Annotated in this window: 2 protein-coding genes; both read left to right on the top strand. The window is 62.3% G+C overall.

What is annotated here, in order from left to right; genetic code table 11:
- Positions 1–305 precede the first annotated feature (305 nt).
- Complete coding sequence (locus H577_RS17735) at positions 306–596, top strand: hypothetical protein (RefSeq protein WP_156876657.1); 291 nt, start codon at positions 306–308, stop codon at positions 594–596.
- Between the two features lie 262 nt (positions 597–858).
- Complete coding sequence (locus H577_RS0112670) at positions 859–1,260, top strand: hypothetical protein (protein WP_156876656.1); 402 nt, start codon at positions 859–861, stop codon at positions 1,258–1,260.
- The last annotated feature ends 101 nt before the right edge of the window (positions 1,261–1,361 follow it).

Here is a 1,361-nt window from a genome sequence, read left to right as displayed (position 1 = left end):
CGCACCCGGGCGACGATCATCTTGCTCGCCAGGAACGCGGCGGTCGCGCCGGCGGCGGCGGCCCGGGCAGCGGCGGATGCGGCATCCTGCACCTGGTCGTCGGGGAACGCCCGCGAGAACAGACCCGAGGCGACGGCCTCGTCGCCGCTCATCAGCCGGCCGGTGTAGACCAGGTCGAGGGTCTTGTGCGGGCCGAGCCGGCTTAGACACCCTTGACAGCGCGTCGAGATGCTGATATCCAGGACGTGTATAGATAATACACAGCGTTTTCCCAGCTATCTGAGGATTCGTACGGAGGCATCGACATGAGCTTGAAAAGAAAGATCGCGGCGTTCGGAGCTGCGGTGGCGTTGGCGGCTGGCGGGCTCCTGGTTGGCGCGGCCCCTGCAAACGCTGCTGGGTCATGTACCTACTTCTCGGTCTCGGCCAACGCGGCGACCGCGACTTGCAAGGGTACAATCCACATCAACTGGTATTGCTGGTCCGCGCCCACGATCGAGAACGACGGCGCGTTCCAATTCGGTTCTGAGTACAAGACCCGCAAGATCACGCTCTGCAGTTGGGACTCGGTGACCACCTGGTACTACTACACCTGACTGACGCCCACCATCACGGCGAACGCGTGGTCTTTCGAAAAGCTCGGGGTGGTGCTCACCGAGGACGGATGAGCGTGGCATGATGACTGCCATGCGGCTCTCACCAGCCAGACGCTCGAGCTTGACCTCGCCTCGCGCTACCGTGTCACGCGAGGGAGTGGGTATCTGTCTCGCCGTACTCGCGGCCGCTTCTGTGTTGTCCATGTCAGGATGTGCCAGTTCGGACAACCCTCGCCCTTCGCCCAGCTACACACCCGGCGAATTGAGCGCCATCGATCCAGACTTCGGGAAGAACATGAAGGCGTGCCTGCAAGAGGCCGGCTTCGACGTTTCGATCACGGAGGACGGTGACATCAAATCCGCGGTACCGAGCGATCAGTTGAGCGTCTTCCGGAAGGCCCGCGCCAAATGCGAGGCGGAGTTTGGGTACGACAAACCGCCCGAGCAGACGACCGCACAGAAGAAGAAGCTGTATCACGCTCTGGTCTCGCTCGCAGACTGCCTGGAGTCCCAAGGCTACGCGATAGCTCAGCGGCCCTCGGAACAGGCCTTCCTCGATGGGGCAATCTTCGATCCATACGGAGAAGTCCTGATCCCCCGCAACTCTACGCCTCCATCTGATGACGAGTACAAGCGACTACTCAAGCTGTGCCCGTACCCATAACCACGACCGCCATCGCCATCACCATCGCCGCCACGATCGTCGTGACGAGACCGCCTGCGACGGATGTCGGTGATGCACGGCCGTGCACAACTGCGGGGATC

Source organism: Microbacterium luticocti DSM 19459, from assembly GCF_000422405.1.
GTDB classification, from domain to species: domain Bacteria; phylum Actinomycetota; class Actinomycetes; order Actinomycetales; family Microbacteriaceae; genus Microbacterium; species Microbacterium luticocti.
The sequence above is the reverse complement of the archived record's forward strand: the minus strand, read 5'-3'. Positions and strand labels throughout refer to the sequence as shown.

Excerpts from the sequence above, each read along its gene's own strand:
- H577_RS17735 (WP_156876657.1), top strand. The coding sequence starts at position 306 with ATGAGCTTGAAAAGAAAGATCGCGGCGTTCGGAGCTGCGGTGGCGTTG.